Genomic DNA, 16,410 nt, shown 5'->3' on the forward strand with positions numbered 1-16,410 from the left:
CTTCTTTGCTTTTGCTGTACCGGTTCGTGTCTGCTTCTGTCTCCCTTTCCCGCCGCCGCTGTCTGCTTCTTCCCTTCTCTCTGGCTCTGGGTCTGTCGGCCTGTGCCACGACCACCCCTGAACAAAGTCAGGATGAGCTGATCCAGCGCTTTTACGCGCTGGTTGCGGCCGGTGATTTCGACGCCTGCATTGCCCTGGTCTCGGCACGCAATATTTCCAGGGAGCAGCTGGCGAGTTTTGAGTACAAGCTGCGCCGCATGCTGGCAGGCTCCAAGGGAATGATCGACTCCAAGGGCGGCCTGGCCAAGGTGGAGGTGGTGGAAAGAACGCTCTCCGAAGACGTCGTCAAGCTGCGGGTGCTGGTCAGCTATCGCGATGGCAGCACCCGCCGCGAGCGCATCAATCTGTTTCAGGAACAGGGCGTCTGGAAAGTGCAGCTGTGATTTCTCGGCGGCTGGCAACGGCCGCTGTGATGGCGCTGTCGGCCTGCTGTGCCGGCCTGGCTTTTGCAACGCCGCAACTGCCGCCGCAGGCTGCGCCGGGCGATCTGATCTTTCGCCAGGGTACGGAGAACGTCAGCCAACTGGTGCAGGCCGTGGACGGTGGTGACTTCAGCCATGTGGGCATGCTGGTGGGCCGGCCCGGTCACTGGCAGGTGCTGCATGCCACGCCGTCCGAACGCGAGGGCCAGCCCGATGCCGTGGTGCTGGATTCGCTGGACTTTTTCCTGGGCGTTCAGCGCGCTCAGGCCTTTCGCCTGTATCAGGTCGCGGCAGACCCCGGTGCGCGCGAGCGGGCCGTGACCTGGGCCATGGCGCAGCAGGGTAAGCCGTTTCAGCTGCGGAGTTCGGGTCAGGGCGTCTATTGCACCACGCTGGTCTGGCAGGCTTGGCTGCAAAGCGGCGTGGACCTAGGGGTGGTTTTTACCGAGGTGGAACTGCCGATTTTCGGGGGGAGCTACCTGCTGCCCGGAAAGCTGCTGCGCTCATCCCGTTTGCGCCCGCTGACGCCATTGCTGTCGTTACGCTAGACCAGGGTTTCAGACGCCCAGATATTGCTGGCGCACTCCCTTGTCGCCTGCCAGTTCGGCCATGCTGGCTGCGTGTACGATCTGGCCCTTTTCCAGTACATAGGCCCGGTCGGCCACGACCTCGGCAAACGGCAGGTTCTGCTCGCTGAGCAAGATTCCTATGCCCTGCGCCTTCAGCTCCAGAATCGTGCGCGCCATCTGCTCGACGATCAGCGGAGCAACCCCCTCGGAGGGCTCGTCCAGCAGCACCAGACAGGGCTGGCCCATCAGCGTGCGGGCCACGCTCAGCATCTGCTGCTCGCCACCGCTCATGCGCCCGCCCAGGCGGTCAGGCATCTCGCCCAGGTTGGGGAAAAGCGCAAACAGTTTTTCGGGCGTCCAGTGCGGAACGGCCTGGCCATCGGGCCAGCGGCGAGGCTTTTGCTTGCCGACCTCGAGGTTTTCCAGCACCGTCAGTTCGGTGAAGATGCGGCGATCCTCGGGCACATAGCCCAGGCCGCGCTGCGCGATCTGGTGCGGGGCCTTTTTTTCCATCGCCTCACCCATGAAGCGGATACTGCCCTCGCGGCGCGGCACCAGAGCAGCAATGCTTTTGAGCGTGGTGGACTTGCCCGCGCCATTGCGCCCCATCAGCGCCACGACTTCGCCCCGCCCCACGGCCAGAGATACCTGATGCAGGATATGGGCCGCGCCATACCAGGCGTTGAGGTTCTGGACTTCAAGCAATTTTTGGCTCTTGCCCTTATCCATCAATCGCTGGTTGCTATGCATTTGATTCATTGCTGTTTTTCAAGAACGAGGCCGGTACCGAGGTAGGCTTGCTGCACGCGCGCATCGTCGCGAATGGCTTGCGGCGTACCTTCGGCCAGCAACTGGCCGCGCACCAGCACGGCCACACGGTCCGCCTGACCGAAAACCACATCCATGCTGTGCTCGGTAAACAGCACGCCCATGCGGCGCTGCTGCGCAAGCTGGCGCGTCAGCTGCATCAACGCGACACGCTCGCCCGGGGCCATGCCGGCCGTGGGTTCGTCCATGAGCAGCAGCAGCGGATCATGGGCCAGCGCCATGGCCAGCTCGACTCGTTTCACATCGCCATAGGCCAGAGCGCTGCAGGCTCGATCGGCCTGAGCCGCCATGCCCACCTGCTCCAGCAGGGCCAGTGCGTCGGAACGCCGGTGGCTGGCGGCACGCTGCCACCAACTGAAGATCCTGCGATCGGCCGACAGCAAAGCCATCTGCACGTTTTCCACCACGCTGAGCGAGGCAAAAGTCTGTGCAATCTGGAAGGTGCGTCCCACACCCTTGCGCCAGATGGCGCGCGGCGGCAGGCCTGTGATGGACTGGCCGTTGAGCAGCACCTGGCCACTGTCGGGCGGCAACTGGCCGCCGACCATATTGAAGGTGGTGCTCTTACCAGCGCCGTTGGGGCCGATCAGGGCCAGCAGCTCGCCCGCCTGCAGGCTGAATGAGACCTGCTGCACGGCCTTCACGCCGCCAAAGGCCTTGCTGACGTTCTGTACCTGCAGCAGCTTCATGTCCTTGCTCCTGCTTTGTCCTTGGCGCATACCTTGCCACATGTGCGCGACCACAGCAGCTGCGCATAGCCTGCAATGCCCTGCGGTGCCAGCAGCACCAGAATCAGCATGGTCGCCCCCATCAGCGCGCGCCAGTATTCGGTGTTGCGTGCCACGGTGTCGTGCAGCCAGGTAAAGGCGGCCGCGCCCACCACGGGGCCGGCCAGTGTCTGCACGCCGCCCAGCAGCACCATGACCAGTGCATCCACCGATTTGGTGACCGACATGGCGTCGGGCGCAACGCCGCCCTTGCTGAAGGCAAACAGCGCTCCGGCCAGACCGGCAAACAGCCCGGCGATCACGAATGCCGTCCACTGAATGCGTCGCACGTCGATGCCGATCGCATCGGCCCGCAGCGCCGAGTCGCGCGATGCGCGCAGCGCATATCCCAGAGGAGAAAATAGCAGGCGACGAAGCAAATAGATGCCAAGCGCGCAGATGCCCAGAGCCAGCCAGTAAAACGCCGGGCCCTGCGATGCCCATTCGGGGGGCCAGACGCCGGTCAGGCCGTTGCTGCCGCCCGTGAAGTCATCCCACTGAAAGACGATGGCCCAGCTGATCTGCGCAAACGCCAGCGTCAGCATGGTCAGATAGACGCCCGACAGCCGAACGCAGAACCAGCCATAGAGCAGGGCGCCCGCAGCGGCGGCCAGGGGGCCGAGCAGCAGCGCCGCTTCCATGGGCAGATCCAGCGTACGCACCAGCAGTGCCGCACCGTAGGCACCCAGGCCAAAGTAGGCCGCGTGACCGAAGGAGTGCAGGCCGCCGGGCCCGAGTATGAAGTGCAGACTGCTCGCGAACAGCGCGGCGACAAAGATGTCGGCCAGCAGCACGGTGGCGTAGCTGCCGCCTTCGGAGCCGCTGGCCATCATTGGCAGCAGCACCAGCAGGGTCAGCAGGCCCAGCCATGCGGCTGCTGCTCCACGGCCAGCAGGATGTAGCGGTTGTTCGGGCTCGCCAGCGCTGCGTGCCAGCGCCTGTGGCTTGCCCAGCAGGCCCCAGGGCCGCCAGATCAGCACCACGGCCATGACCAGGAACTCCACCACCAGCGTGAGCTTGGAGAACGACAGCTCAAGACCCGCGATCTCCTGCACGCCCAGCCAGATGCAGACGGCTTTGAGCTCCGCCACCAGCAACGCGGCAATGAAGGCGCCCGGTATGCTGCCCATGCCGCCGACCACGACCACCACAAACGCGGCGCCAATGGTGAGCATGTCCATCTCGAGGCTCGCGGGCTCGCGCGGCAGCTGCAGCGCTCCGCCCAGGCCTGCCAGCAGCGTACCCAGTGCGAAGACGGCGGTGAACAGCCAGGCCTGGTTGACGCCCAGGGCGCCCACCATTTCGCGGTCCTGCGTGGCGGCACGCACCAGGGTGCCAAAGCGGGTCCTGGTCAACAAAAGCGTCAGGCCCAGGAGGACGCAGGGACCGACCGCTATCAAGAAAAGATCGTAAGTGGGGAACTGGCGGCCCAGAATCTCCACCGAGCCTTCAAGCCCTGTGGCACGCGGGCCGAACAGTTCCTCGGGGCCCCACAGCCACAGCGCAGCATCCTTGATGACCAGTACCAGCGCAAACGTGGCCAGCAGCTGAAACAGCTCTGGCGCCTTGTAGATGCGACGCAGAAGCAGTGTCTCGGTCAGCGCACCGAGTGCGCCGCAGGCCAGCGGAGCCAGCAGCAGCGCGGGCCAGAAGCCGATATGGGGCGAGAGCAGGTCCACGCTGCTGTAGGCGATGAAGGCACCCAGCATATAGAACGAGCCATGGGCGAAGTTGATGGTGCGGGTGACACCGAAGATCAGCGACAGCCCGACCGAAACCAGAAACAGCGAAGATGCGCTGGCCAGTCCGTTGAGCAGCTGGGCCAGCAGGCCGGATGCACTCATGCTGCGTAGCTCCTGAAGCTCGACATAGTGTGTTCAGAGATGAAAAAGCCACCTGCTGCAGTGCAGGTGGCCTGGTATTTTCGCCGAAGCGAAATCAGTTCGCTGTCACGGGGCGCAGCTTCTTCACTTCCTCGTCCGTGGGCTGGTAGTTCTTGCCGTCGGCATAGTGGTAGTTGACCAGCACGCCGCGCCCCAGCTTCTCGTCATAGGCGGTTTTGCCGATATAGGCGCCCATGGTGGACTGGTTGTCCTGTGCCCGGTAGGTGATGGGGCCGAAAGGTGTGGCGACTTCCAGGCCCTTGAAGGCCGCAATCAGTTTCTCGGTGTCGGGGTCGCCCTTGGTCTTGCGCAGGCCCGCAGCAATCGACTGGATGGCGTTGTAGCCCACGATGGTGCCCAGACGCGGGTAGTCCTTGAACCTGGCCTGATAGGCCTTGAGGAAGGCAGCGTGCTCGGGGGTGTTGATGGAATACCAGGGGTAGCCGGTCACGGTCCAGCCGACAGGCGCTTCCTTCTTGAGCGGATCCAGGTATTCGGGTTCTGCCGTCAGCAGGCCCACGACTTCACGACCCTTGAACAGGCCGCGTGTATTGCCTTCGCGCACGAACTTGCCCAGGTCGGTGGCGAACAGCACGTTGAAGATGGCATCGGGCTTGGCGTCAGCAAGCGCCTGCACGACGGAGCCGGAGTCGATCTTGCCCAGCGCAGGTGCCTGCTCGGCCACAAACTCGATATCGGGCTGCTTGGCCTTCATCAGCGTCTTGAAGGTGGCAACCGCGGACTGGCCGTATTCGTAGTTGGGGTAGACGATGGCCCAGCGCTTCTTCTTGAGCTTGAGCGCTTCCTCCACCAGCATGGCGGTCTGCATATAGGTGGAGCCGCGCAGACGGTAGGTGTAGTGATTGCCGTCGGCCCAGACGATCTTGTCGGTCAGCGGCTCGGAGGCGAGGAAGAAGCGCTTTTTCTGCTTGGCGTAATCGGTCAGTGCCAGGCCCACATGCGAGAGAAAACTGCCCGTGAGCACATCGATCTTTTCGCGCGTGTAGAGCTCTTCGGCGGCACGCACGGCATCGCCCGGCGTGGCGTTGTCGTCGCGCACGATGAGCTGCAGCTTCTTGCCGGCAATGCCGCCTGCGGCATTGACCTGTTCAACCGCCAGCTCCATTCCCTTCTTGTAGGGCTCCAGAAACGCGGGTTGGGCCTTGTAGCTGTTGATTTCGCCAATCTTGATTACGCCCTGTGCCCAGGCGGGCAGGGCGGCCAGTGTCAGCAGGGGCAGGGACCAGCGCAACTGCATTGTCATTCTCCTCGATGCTAGGTGGGCGACCATGGCCTGAGACACAGGGTCGCCGCAATTACTAATGCTCAATCTGAGCATTTATATAGACAAATAAAGCGCTTGTTCAAAGCGCGTGGGGACTGATCCTAGAGCAGCGTTTTCCCTGAGTCAAGAACGACGGGGCAGTTTTTCGTCGATACCGCGGTATCGGACAGCTTCATTCTGCTTATCACTATTCGATCTCAAGACATTCATGTGTGATTCACCCGTTTCTGTGCAATTGCCGGACAATATAGGTCTTGTCCCGCTTGGCAACCGGCAGCCAACGCGCTAGCAGCTCCGACCTGCAGTGCCCCGCCACCGCCCAGCATTTGCCGCGCAGGTTTTCTGCTTAGAGTTTTTATTTCAGACGAATCATGAGTGCTTTTCTTGAAGAACGCGTGCTGTCCGTCCACCACTGGACCGACCGTCTTTTCTCCTTCACCACCACCCGCGACACATCGCTGCGCTTTTCCAACGGCCATTTCACCATGATCGGCCTGAAGGTGGATGGCAAGAACCTGCTGCGCGCCTACTCCATTGCCAGCCCCAATTACGAAGAGCATCTGGAGTTCCTGTCCATCAAGGTACCCGAAGGCCCTCTGACCTCCAAGCTGCAGAACATCCAGGTGGGTGACACCATCATCGTGGGCAAGAAGCCCACGGGCACGCTGCTGATCGACTATCTGCTGCCCGGCAAGAATCTGTATCTGATCGGCACGGGCACCGGCCTGGCTCCCTGGCTGGCTGTGGCGCGCGACCCCGAGACCTATGAGCGTTTCGACAACGTGGTCGTGGTGCATGGCGTGCGTCAGGTGCAGGAGCTGGCCTATCAGGAGCTGTTCGAGAAGGAATTGCCCGAGCACGAATTCCTTGGCGATATCGTCAAGGGCAAGCTGCACTACTACCCCACGGTGACACGCGAGCCCTTCCGCAACCAAGGGCGTATCTCCGCCCAGATCAACAACGGCACCTTCCCGCAAAACCTGGGTCTTCCCGATCTGAATCCCGAGACCGATCGCGTCATGCTGTGCGGCAGCCCCGCCATGCTGTCCGAACTCAAGGAGCTGCTGGAAAAGCGCGGTTTCAAGGAAGGCAACACCACCACGCCCGGCGACTTTGTCATTGAGCGTGCGTTTGTGGAAAAGTGATTCCACCTCGCCCCGAGCAAAAGGCCTGCATCAGCAGGCCTTTTTACATTGTCGACATGGCGCAGATGGTTGCGAGCCCAGGTATGGCAGTCGATCTCGGCGGCTTCATATGTTCTCCCCTGCATTTTCGGGAAGACGCTGCACATCCATGGGGGTGGCGCTGGATGGCTTGCGCGAGACAAACGGGATGCCCAGCTGGACCTTGGATTTGCTGCAGGCCTTGGCCGTGGCGGCCGAGAACAGCAGGATGGCCGAGGTGAAATAAAACCACATCAGCACGACCACCAGCGAGCCGGCTGCGCCATAGGCCGATACCACGGCGGCGGTGGACAGATACCAGGCCAGGGCCTGCTTGCCTATGGTGAACAGCGCGGCACCCGTCAGCGAGCCCAGCAGCAGGTATCTGGTGACGGGTTTGATGCCGGTACCCATGCGCATCAGGCCCCAGAACAGCAGCACCGCAATGCCGAAGGACAGGCCTTCGTTGATCAGTCCCATCAGCGGGCCCAGCGGCACAAGCTGCAACTCGTCATTGGCCCATTTGGTGATCATCTGGATGGCGGTCGAAAGCACCATGGACACCAGCAGCAAAAAGCCCAGGCCCACGACATAGCTCAATCCCCACAGACGTGAGATGGCCATGCTCCACCAGGGCTTGTTCTCCTGCGGGCGAGACTCTTCGCCCATGGACCAGAGCTTGTCCAGTGAGGCCTGCAGCTCCACAAATACACCGGTGGCGCCCGAGAGCATCATCACCAGACCGAGTACGGACGCGAGCGAGCCCTGATTGGCATTCTGGGCGCTGGCCAGAGCGCTCTTGACGACCTGTGCTGCGCGCTCCCCGACCACGCTCTGTATCTGGCTGATCAAGGTGCTTTCCACATAGCTGCGATCCAGCCACCAGCCGAGCAGCCCCACGACGGCCAGCAACAGCGGCGCCAGGCTCAGCATGCCGTAGAAAGACATGGCGGCACTCATGCGCAGACCGTCGGCCTGCAGCCAGAGCTGTACGGAGTCGATCAGCGGTTGCAGGGGGTGGGCGAGGCGTCGCAGCTTGTGCTGCCAGCCGGAGGTATCAAAAGCCATGTGTCGAATTCTGGTTGCTGAACCATGGTGGTTTTGTCAGCCTATGTCTGCTGGCAGTGAGTACAGGCAAATATTTTGTAATTTCCGCCTGCATTCTGGCAACTCTGTCATGGTGGTCGATTTCAGCGGTTTCAAGTTTTCATCCTTTATCCGTTGAGCGATGAATGCTCACTTTTTTGAGTTATGAATCCAACTTCGTCGGCTTCTTTAAAGAAAGCGCATCGGGGTTTTCTCTAGTCAACTACGCTTGGCGACTCTCTGTGTGTCGTAGTTCAATCCGGGTTTGCACCAGTCAAAGTGCAACCATTGGACTACAAAAAAATGCCTTCCCTCTTCAAGAAGGCTGGCAAGACGAGACACATTACATGCAGACTTCCTTTTCCACCGCTTCTCCTGCAGATCGCGTGCTTTGCCCTGTCTTGCGCGAGCGCATCATGACGGCGGACCAGGCCGCCGGCCTGATTCAATCCGGCATGACACTGGGCATGAGCGGTTTCACACCCGCAGGTGCACCCAAGGCTGTGCCCCAGGCACTGGCACGCCGCATTGAAGAGCGCAACGCCAACGGCGGAAACTTCCGCATCAGTCTGTGGACGGGAGCTTCGACCTCGCCCGAACTCGATGGCGCACTGGCCAAGGTGCATGGCATCGAGCGCCGTCTGCCCTATCAGTCGGACCCCACGGTGCGCAGGGAGATCAACGAGGGCCGCATGCAGTATGTGGACATCCATCTGTCCCATGTGGCGCAGCATGTGTGGTTCGGTTTCCTCGGTCATCTTGACGTGGCGGTGATCGAGGTGGCGGGTGTTTTGCCCGATGGTCGCCTGATTCCATCGACCTCGGTGGGCAACAACAAGACCTGGCTGGAGCAGGCTGACAAGATCATTCTCGAAGTCAACAGCGCCCAGCCCGCCGAGCTCGAAGGCATGCACGATATCTACTACGGCGCGGCCGTGCCGCCAAAGCGCAAGCCCATACCCATGGAGCATCCGTTCGACCGCATCGGCGAGCCCTATCTGCATTGCGACCCGAGCAAAGTGATTGCCGTGGTGTCCACTGCCCAGCGCGACAGGCTGGCGGCGTTCACGGCACCCGATGAAGGCTCCATGCGCATTGCCGAGAACATCATCGACTTTTTGCAGCACGAGGTGAAGGCGGGTCGCCTGCCGCCCGAGTTGCTGCCGCTGCAGTCGGGTGTTGGCAATATCGCCAACGCCGTGCTGGCGGGGTTGAACAAGGGCCCGTTCGACCACCTGAACGCCTATACCGAGGTTCTGCAGGACGGCATGCTGGACATGTTGGAGTCGGGCAAGCTAGATACCGCGTCGACCACCTCGCTGGCGCTGAGCCCGGCGGCCATGGAGCGCTTTCTGGCCAACATCGACTACTACCGCCAGCGCATCATGCTGCGCCCGCAGGAGATCTCGAACCACCCGGAGCTGATCCGTCGCATGGGCCTGATTTCGATGAACGCGCTGATCGAGGCCGATATGTACGGCAACGTCAACAGCACGCATGTCATGGGCTCGTCCATCATGAACGGCATTGGCGGCAGCGGCGACTTTGCACGCAACGCCTATCTGTCCATCTTCATGACGCCATCCACGGCCAAGGACGGCAAGATCAGCTGCATCGTGCCCATGGTCTCCCATGTCGATCACACCGAGCACGACGTGCAGGTCATCGTGACCGAGCAGGGCCTGGCCGATCTGCGCGGCCTGGCTCCGGTGCAGCGCGCGCGTCTGATCATCGAGAAATGCGTGCACCCCGATTACAAGGTGGCGATGAGCGAGTATCTGGAGCGCGCGCTGCGCGACGCACCGGGAAAGCACACGCCGCATTTGCTCGACCAGGCTTATGCCTGGCATCAGCGCTATCTGAAGACGGGCTCCATGCAGGCCTGAGGGCGCACGCGCAAACCGGAAACGCTGCCATGGCAGCGTTTCCGGCGATTCTGTCTGCAGCTCAGGCAGCAGCTTCGCAAAGCGCTCTGGATTGGCAAGCGTTTCAGAGGTGAGGGCGCCGTACGGCTTCAGGTCACCGGGGCCGGGTTGAACAGCACCAGCGCGTTATGCAACTGCCAATGTTCGGCCCAGGTCTTTTTGCGACCGCTGGCGACATCGAGCATCAGCCTGAACATTTCCCAGCCTATGTCTTCGATCGTGGCCTCGCCGTCGGCAATGCGTCCGGCGTTGATATCCATCAGATCGTGCCAGCGTCGCGCCAGGTCGCTGCGCGTGGCCACCTTGATCACCGGCACCTGTGCCAGACCGTAAGGCGTGCCGCGGCCCGTGGTGAAGACATGCAGGTTCATTCCGGCCGCCAGCTGCAGCGTGCCGCAGATGAAGTCGCTGGCCGGCGTGGCCGCATAGACCAGGCCCTGGCTGATGTCGCGATCGGCCAGCCGCTGGCCCGGCGACAGCACGCCGGTGATGGGGGCCGTGCCGCTCTTGATGATGGAGCCCATGGCCTTCTCGACGATGTTCGACAATCCGCCTTTTTTATTGCCCGGCGTGGTGTTGGCGCTGCGGTCCACGCGGCCCTTTTCGAGATAGGCGTCGTACCAGGCCATTTCCTCGATCATGGCTTCGGCCACCTCGGAGCTTGCGGCGCGCGAGGTTAGCTGGTCGATGCCGTCGCGCACCTCGGTCACCTCGCTGAACATCACGGTGGCGCCCGCGCGCACCAGCAGGTCGGTGCAAAAGCCCACGGCGGGGTTGGCCGTGACGCCGCTGAAGGCGTCGCTGCCCCCGCATTGCACGCCCACCACCAGGGCGCTGGCGGGCACGGTCTCGCGGCGGCGGGCGTCGAGGCGGCGCAGATGCTGCTCGGCCTGGCGCATGATGGAGTCGATCATGGACATAAAGCCCACATGGGCCTCGTCCTGCAGGCAGACCACATCGAGTGCTGGTTCGCGTTCGTCGACGATGGGAAAGCTGCCCGGCGGCAGCAGGCGCTCGGGCTGCAGCTTTTCGCAGCCCAGGCTGACCACCATGACCTCGCCGCCGAAGTTAGGGTTGCGGCTGATATTGCGCAGCGTGCGCTGCGGGATCTCGGCGCCCACGGCATCGATGGCCACGCCGCAGCCATAGCTGTGCTCCAGGCCCACCACGTCGTCGACATGGGGGTATCGGGGCAGCAGCTCGGACTTGATGCGGCGCACGGCAAAGTCGAGCACCCCGGCCACGCACTGCACCGTGGTGGTGATGGCCAGGATGTTGCGCGTGCCTACCGTGCCGTCCGCATTGCGGTAGCCCTCGAAGCTATAGCCTGTCAGCGGCTCCAGCACGGGCGGCTTGACGGTGGCGATGGGCAGGCCCTCAAGCGAGCGTGCTTCGGGCATCTGCAGCAAGCGCTCGTGCACCCAGCTGCCGGCGGCAATGGGCTTGAGCGCATAGCCGATGATCACGTTGTAGCGGCGCACCTCGCCGCCCTCGGGAATGTCCACCAGTGCCACCTTGTGCGCCTGCGGCACCTTGTCGAGCAGCGTGAGGCCGGACGGCAGCACGGTGCCCGCAGGCAGGCCGCCGTCATTGGCCACGATGGCCACGTTGTCGGCCGCGTGCATGGTGATGGAAAGCGGAAGTGGGGTACTCATGGCAATGTCTCAATTTTCTAGAGGGCCAGCACGGCTACGGCGCAGCCCAAGGCGAGGGACACCGAGCAAGGGCCGCCCCGCAGCGATGGTGTCGTCCCCCTCCCTTGCGAAGCAAGTTAGAGAGGGGGAAGCCGCGAAGCGGCTCAGGGGGGCCTTACTTATTCAGCCTTTATTCCAGCAGACTTGATCACCTTGGCCCACTTGCTCACCTCGGCCTTCTGATAATCGGCCAGCTCGACGGTGCTCATGTTCGACGGCAGCATGCCGAAGTTCTTGAGGCGGGCCTGGACTTCGGGGGTGGCGATGATCTTCAGGATCTCGGTATGCAGGCGGTCCACGATAGGCTTGGGCGTGCCCGCAGGGGCGAAAACGGCCTGCCAGGAGCCCATGTCGAAACCCTTCTCGCCGGCCTCGGCAATCGTGGGTACATCGGGCAGCGATTCCAGGCGCTTGGAGCTGCTCACGGCGATGGGGCGCAGCTTGCCGGACTGGATGTGCGGGCCGACGACCAGGGCAGTGTCGAACATCATGTCCACCTGTCCGCCCATGACATCCTGCACGGCGGGGCCGCTGCCCTTGTAGGGCACATGGGTGAACTTCACGCCGGTCTGGTAGGCCAGCAGTTCCAGCGCCATGTGGTTGGAGGTGCCGTTGCCCGGAGAGGCAGAGGTCAGGCCGCCCGATGAGGCCTTGGCCTTGCTGCCGGCCAGCACGTCGGCCAGAGTCTTGTAGGGGCTGGAGGCAGGCACCACCAGAACCAGAGGGCCGGAGCCGAGCATGGCGACGGGCGTGAAGGACTTGACGGGGTCATAGTCCAGCTTGGAGTACAGGCTGACATTGATGGCGTGCGAGCTGATGGTGCCGCCCAGAATGGTGTAGCCGTCGGCCGGGGCGCGTGCCGCCAGGGCCGAACCCACGCTGCCGCCGGCGCCGCCCTTGTTCTCGATGACCACGGGCGTGCCCAGGGCCTTGCTCAGCGGCTGAGCAATCACGCGCGCCAGGGTGTCGGTATTGCCGCCGGGGGGGAACGGCACCAGATAGGTGATGGGCTTGCCCGTGGGCCAGTTGCCCTGTGCCAGGGCCGGTGTGGCGACAAGGGATGTGCCCAGCAGCAGGGCGCTGGCGGCGAGGGTGGATTGAAGCAGGGTGCGGCGTTGCATGATGGTTGTCTCCGGTTGAAAAGCGTCTTTTCGCGCTGTGGAAAGGGGGGCGATCGAACCAGCTCGGCTTGGGCTGGATGTTTGCTCTTTGCGGTCTTTTCTGTGCAAGGGCTGGAGTTCAGAAGCGCGGTTGCTTGCCGGTGAATTCCGGGTCGTATTTGCGCATCTGGCCCAGGTCGTCGCGGTTGCGGATGCCGCAGTGCAGATAGTTGTCGTGCAGGCGGGCCAGGGCTTCGCGATCCAGGGTCACGCCCAGGCCAGGCGTGGTGGGCACGCGCAGGCTGCCCTGCTCGAACTGCAGGCGACCGCCTTCGACGACTTCCTCGTCCTGCCATGGATAGTGGGTGTCGCAGGCATAGGTCAGCAGGGGCACGCTGGCGCACAGATGCGTCATGGCCACCAGGCTCACGCCCAGGTGGGAGTTGCTGTGCATGGACAGGCCCAGATCGAAGGTGCGGCACAGCGTGGACAGGCGCTGTGTGGCGCGCAGGCCGCCCCAGTAATGGTGGTCGCTGAGTACGATCTTCACGGGGCAGCCCATGTCGGCGTTGCGGCGGAACTCGGCAAAGTCCGTCACCACCATATTCGTGGCCAGTGGCACATCGCACTCGGGTGCCACGGCGGCCATGCCGTCCAGGCCCGGGGCCGGGTCCTCGTAGTACTCAAGCACGCCGCGCAACTGCTGCACGATCTTCAGGCTGGTTTCCACGGTCCAGTTGCCGTTGGGGTCGATGCGCAGCGGTGTGCCGGGGAACGCCTCGGCCAGCGCCAGTATGCCGGCGGCCTCCTGCTCGGGCGGCAGCGTGCCGGCCTTGAGCTTGATGCTCTGGAAGCCGTACTGATCGATCATGCGCCGGGCCTGGGCCACCAACTGGGCCGGCGCCAGGGCCTCGCCCCAGGCGTCGGGTGCATAGGGCTGGTCCACATGCTCGGCGTATTTGTAGAACAGATAGGCCGAGTAGGGCACGCGGTCGCGTGCGGGTCCGCCCAGCAGGTCGACGATGGGGGCCTGGGCCATCTGGCCCTGCAGGTCCAGCATGGCGACCTCGAAGGCGCTGACCACCTTGGCCACGGTCTTGGAGACATGGGTGCCAGGGGCCAGCGAGAACTGCTGACCTAGAAATTCCGAGGCCGTGAGCTTGGGCGGAGTGACCAGGGCGGCGACACGGGCCTCCATTTCATTGAGGGCCCAGGGCGAGAGCCCGACCAGGGCCGGTGCGGCCTTGGCCAAAGCATCCAGCATGGGCTGGTCGCCATAGCTCTCGTTGATGCCGACCAGGCCGGAAGCAGTTTCGATCTCGATGATGGAGCGCAGCGCCCAGGGCTCGTGAATGCCGGCGGCGTTGAGCAGCGGCGGATCACGGAAGGCAATCGGCGTGATGCGGATGTGGCGGATCTGGTGAGAAGTGCTCATCTTGAGATGACTGATGCGGCGCAGGAGCTGCGGACCGAAGTTGAAATAGGGAGGTTTTGTGGTATGTTGTCGTACAACTGAAAGCCATTATCATCAGGCTCATGAGTACTCAGACATCGGAATTACCCCAATCAACCCCGTCTTTGCCGCTGACGGAGGGGTACGCGCTGCGCAGCAAAGCCAGCAAGGGCAGCCGCAGTCTGGCGAATCTGTTGTCCGAGGAGTTCGAGCACAAGATCCGCCAGGGCCTGCTGCATGAGGGGGACAAGCTGCCCACCGAGTCCGAACTCGTGCGCAGCTATGACGTCAGCCGCACCGTGGTGCGCGAGGCGCTGTCCAAATTGCAGGCTGCAGGGCTGGTCGAGACCCGCCATGGCATAGGCACGTTTGTGCTGCCCGCGCGCCAGAGCGCAAGCCCCATGCTCAGCGCGCGCGAGCTCAGCGAGTCCGTCGATGTGCTGGCTGTGCTGGAGCTGCGCATCAGTCTGGAGACCGAGGCTGCCGGTCTGGCAGCCCAGCGCCGCAGCGAAGCCCATCTGCAGGTCATGAGCGAGGCTCTGCAGGCGTTCGAGCATCATTTCGCCCTGGGGCACGACACCGTCGAGCATGATCTGGCCTTTCATCTGAGCATCGCGCAGGCCACAGGCAACCGGTATTTTCAGGACATCCTGCAGCACTTCGGAACGCTGCTGATTCCGCGCAATCGCATTGCCTCCATGCATACGCCGGCACGCGATCCCGACTATCTGCGCCGGGTGAACCGCGAGCACGAGGAGATCTATGCCGCCATCGTGCGCCAGGACGCCGATTCGGCCCGTGCCGCCATGCGCATCCATCTGACCAACTCGCGGGAGCGTTTGCGCCTGGCCCAGCGTCTGAGTCTGAGCGCAGAGTCCTGAGCCCACTGCGCCCAGGCGCTTGGGTGGGACAGCGCCTGACCGCAGTAACGGGCTGCCAGTGCCAGCGGCATGCTGCGGCCTCTGTGTCCCCGCTGCGCGGAGCCCTTTACGATGATTCAAAAATAATAGCTGCAAGCGCTCTATGGTATTCAGCTTGAAGCGTATTTAATGGGTGAGAGTGGCGCCAGTTGAAGCCTGGTAAACGGCGGTGCCCCGTGCTTACCCTTAGAAAAAATGTCTTGGTGTTCAAAAAAACCTAGTTGTATGATGACTGACCACAACAAGGAGACATTTCACCATGGTCCGACGCTCGCACTTTCTGCGCTCTCTGCTGGCCCTGGCGGCCGGCGGTTTGCTGTCGTCCACATTGCTGGCTGCCGATGCCTGGCCCAGCAAGCCCATCCGTCTGGTCGTTCCCTATCCGCCCGGCGGCAGCTCCGACATCATTGCGCGCTCCATCGGGCAGCTGATTTCCCAGGAGCTCAAGCAGACCGTGGTGATCGACAACAAGCCCGGCGCCAATGGCAATTTGGGGGCTGAATTCGTCGCCCGCGCACCGGCCGACGGCTATACCTGGCTGCTCTGCGATCTCGGTGCACTGGCCATCTCTCCCTCCATCTATACCAAGCTCAGCTTCGACCCTTCCAAGGCGCTGCGCGGTGCGGCCATGCTGGCCTATTCGCCCCATATGCTGGTGGTGCATCCCTCCGTTCAGGCCGGCAATCTCAAGGAACTGGTGGAGCTGTCCAAAAAGCAGGACCTGAACTTTGCCGTTACCGCATCGGGCAGTGCCCCCCATCTGGCTGGCGTGGAGCTGGCCCGCATCACCGGCGCCAAATGGGTGTATGTGCCCTACAAGGGCGGCGTGCAGTCGGTGCAGGACACGGTAGCCGGCCAGACCCAGGTGCTGATGAACGGCATGCTGGCTACCTATCCGCATGTGCAAAGCGGCAAGCTCAAGCTGCTGGGCATTTCCAAGAACACCCGCATGCCGCTGATTGCCGATGTGCCGACGCTGGCGGAGCAGGGCGCACAGGGTTTTGCCTCGGGCACCTGGCAGGGCGTGGTGCTGCCCGCCAAGACGCCTGAAGCCGTGGTGCAGCGTGTGAACCAGGTGTTGCTCGCTGCCATCCGCTCCACCGAGGTCCGCTCCCGACTGACCGGCCAGGGTGCCGAGGTCGTCACGATGACGCCCGCCGAAACCGACAAATTCTTCAACGCCGAGCGCGCGCGCTGGCGCGCCGTGGTGCAAGCCGCCCAACTGCAGCTGGATTGAGCTGCCAGATCTTTTTTG

14 protein-coding genes are annotated in these 16,410 nt (G+C 63.0%); 6 read left to right on the top strand and 8 right to left on the bottom strand.

Annotation, left to right across the window (positions count from 1 at the left end):
- Window positions 1-26 precede the first annotated feature (26 nt).
- A complete protein-coding gene (locus MPZ60_RS01130) occupies window positions 27-443 on the top strand; it encodes a DUF4878 domain-containing protein (protein WP_034351611.1) in 417 nt (138 codons plus the stop codon).
- On the top strand, window positions 440-1,030 hold the full coding sequence (locus tag MPZ60_RS01135) for a YiiX/YebB-like N1pC/P60 family cysteine hydrolase (RefSeq protein WP_034351474.1): 591 nt from the start codon (window positions 440-442) through the stop codon (window positions 1,028-1,030). The genes MPZ60_RS01130 and MPZ60_RS01135 overlap by 4 nt, the downstream gene beginning before the upstream one ends.
- A 9-nt stretch (window positions 1,031-1,039) precedes the next feature.
- Here the strand turns inward: MPZ60_RS01135 and MPZ60_RS01140 are convergent, their stop codons facing one another.
- The 4 genes from MPZ60_RS01140 to MPZ60_RS01155 form a co-directional block, all read right to left on the bottom strand.
- Window positions 1,040-1,810 carry an ABC transporter ATP-binding protein gene (locus MPZ60_RS01140; RefSeq protein ID WP_034351475.1) on the bottom strand — a complete coding sequence of 257 codons (771 nt, stop codon included), beginning with the start codon at window positions 1,808-1,810 and terminating at the stop codon, window positions 1,040-1,042.
- Window positions 1,807-2,568: an ABC transporter ATP-binding protein gene (locus MPZ60_RS01145; protein ID WP_034351476.1), complete on the bottom strand. Its 762-nt coding sequence runs from the start codon at window positions 2,566-2,568 to the stop codon at window positions 1,807-1,809. The genes MPZ60_RS01140 and MPZ60_RS01145 overlap by 4 nt, the downstream gene beginning before the upstream one ends.
- Complete coding sequence (locus MPZ60_RS01150) at window positions 2,565-4,490, bottom strand: ABC transporter permease (protein ID WP_034351478.1); 1,926 nt, start codon at window positions 4,488-4,490, stop codon at window positions 2,565-2,567. The genes MPZ60_RS01145 and MPZ60_RS01150 overlap by 4 nt, the downstream gene beginning before the upstream one ends.
- Window positions 4,491-4,584: 94 nt before the next feature.
- On the bottom strand, window positions 4,585-5,787 hold the full coding sequence (locus tag MPZ60_RS01155; RefSeq protein WP_034351480.1) for an ABC transporter substrate-binding protein: 1,203 nt from the start codon (window positions 5,785-5,787) through the stop codon (window positions 4,585-4,587).
- Window positions 5,788-6,185: 398 nt separating this feature from the next.
- Here MPZ60_RS01155 and MPZ60_RS01160 point away from each other — a divergent pair, with 398 nt between their 5' ends.
- Complete coding sequence (locus MPZ60_RS01160) at window positions 6,186-6,959, top strand: ferredoxin--NADP reductase (protein ID WP_003059561.1); 774 nt, start codon at window positions 6,186-6,188, stop codon at window positions 6,957-6,959.
- Between the two features lie 105 nt (window positions 6,960-7,064).
- Here the strand turns inward: MPZ60_RS01160 and MPZ60_RS01165 are convergent, their stop codons facing one another.
- Window positions 7,065-8,045, bottom strand: coding sequence for a YihY/virulence factor BrkB family protein (locus MPZ60_RS01165; RefSeq protein WP_012836717.1), 981 nt, complete (start codon window positions 8,043-8,045; stop codon window positions 7,065-7,067).
- Window positions 8,046-8,410: 365 nt separating this feature from the next.
- Here MPZ60_RS01165 and MPZ60_RS01170 point away from each other — a divergent pair, with 365 nt between their 5' ends.
- Entirely contained in the window at window positions 8,411-9,949 is a 1,539-nt protein-coding gene (locus MPZ60_RS01170; protein WP_034351481.1) for an acetyl-CoA hydrolase/transferase family protein, read from the top strand.
- A 128-nt stretch (window positions 9,950-10,077) separates the two neighbouring features.
- Here the strand turns inward: MPZ60_RS01170 and garD are convergent, their stop codons facing one another.
- The 3 genes from garD to MPZ60_RS01185 all read right to left on the bottom strand — a co-directional run bounded on the left by garD (window position 10,078) and on the right by MPZ60_RS01185 (window position 14,217).
- Window positions 10,078-11,643, bottom strand: a complete 1,566-nt coding sequence (gene garD, locus MPZ60_RS01175) for a galactarate dehydratase (RefSeq protein WP_034351483.1) — start codon at window positions 11,641-11,643, stop codon at window positions 10,078-10,080.
- A gap of 158 nt (window positions 11,644-11,801) precedes the next feature.
- The gene (locus tag MPZ60_RS01180) at window positions 11,802-12,803 is read right to left on the bottom strand and encodes a tripartite tricarboxylate transporter substrate binding protein (protein WP_034351484.1); all 1,002 of its coding nucleotides are present in this window, start codon (window positions 12,801-12,803) and stop codon (window positions 11,802-11,804) included.
- A gap of 118 nt (window positions 12,804-12,921) precedes the next feature.
- Complete coding sequence (locus MPZ60_RS01185; RefSeq protein ID WP_242881949.1) at window positions 12,922-14,217, bottom strand: glucarate dehydratase family protein; 1,296 nt, start codon at window positions 14,215-14,217, stop codon at window positions 12,922-12,924.
- A gap of 143 nt (window positions 14,218-14,360) precedes the next feature.
- On the opposite strand from MPZ60_RS01185, the gene MPZ60_RS01190 reads away from it, so the two are divergent.
- A complete protein-coding gene (locus MPZ60_RS01190) occupies window positions 14,361-15,116 on the top strand; it encodes a FadR/GntR family transcriptional regulator (protein ID WP_080746061.1) in 756 nt (251 codons plus the stop codon).
- A gap of 298 nt (window positions 15,117-15,414) precedes the next feature.
- Entirely contained in the window at window positions 15,415-16,392 is a 978-nt protein-coding gene (locus tag MPZ60_RS01195; protein WP_034351486.1) for a tripartite tricarboxylate transporter substrate binding protein, read from the top strand.
- Window positions 16,393-16,410 lie beyond the last annotated feature (18 nt).

This window comes from Comamonas sp. 7D-2, assembly GCF_022749555.1.
Taxonomy (GTDB): domain Bacteria; phylum Pseudomonadota; class Gammaproteobacteria; order Burkholderiales; family Burkholderiaceae_C; genus Comamonas; species Comamonas thiooxydans.